1 pseudogene is annotated in these 572 nt (G+C 76.4%); it reads right to left on the reverse strand.

Features of this window, described 5'->3' with window-relative positions:
• A pseudogene (locus KUM32_RS35540) lies at positions 1 to 320 on the reverse strand (class A beta-lactamase); the annotation flags it as partial.
• Positions 321 to 572 lie beyond the last annotated feature (252 nt).

Below are 572 nucleotides of genomic sequence, written 5' to 3' on the forward strand. Positions count from 1 at the left end.
GCCTTGAACGTGGAGGCGAAGGGGAACCGTTCGCCGTCGTTGTAGGCCACCTCGCGCCCGCTGCCGGTGTCGACGGCGTACACGCCGAGCCGCGCGTCGAACTTCCGCTCCAGGTCCTTGATCTTGTCGGTGGCCGCGGACGCCGCCGCGTCCGGCGTGCCGGGCGCCGCGGCCGACGGCGGCGCCGACGACGCGGTGGCCGACCGGCTGGCCGAGGGCGACGCGTCGGCGGAGTCGTCACCGCCGCAGGCCACGAGCGGTGCGAGGGTCAGCGTGGCGAGCGCGCCGATGACGGCTCGCCGGGCACGGGTGTACTGCATGGTGTGGAAACCTCCGGTGGGTGTGTGCCCCGTGCGCGGGGGCGCGTGGCCGAGCCCCGCGCACGGCGGAGCAGGGCGTGCGGGAGTTGGGGCGCGGGCGTGCGGAAGGAGGGTGACCGCCCCGCCGATGCCGGGCGGGGGCGTCTCGGACCACCCTCGCGCCCGGCGGCCATGCGGTCCAATGCGCCCACGCGCGGTTCCATGCGCAAACGGCATACGAGGCGGGAGCGGGACGGGGGCGGAGTGGGTGCG

Source organism: Streptomyces sp. AC627_RSS907, assembly GCF_019049165.1.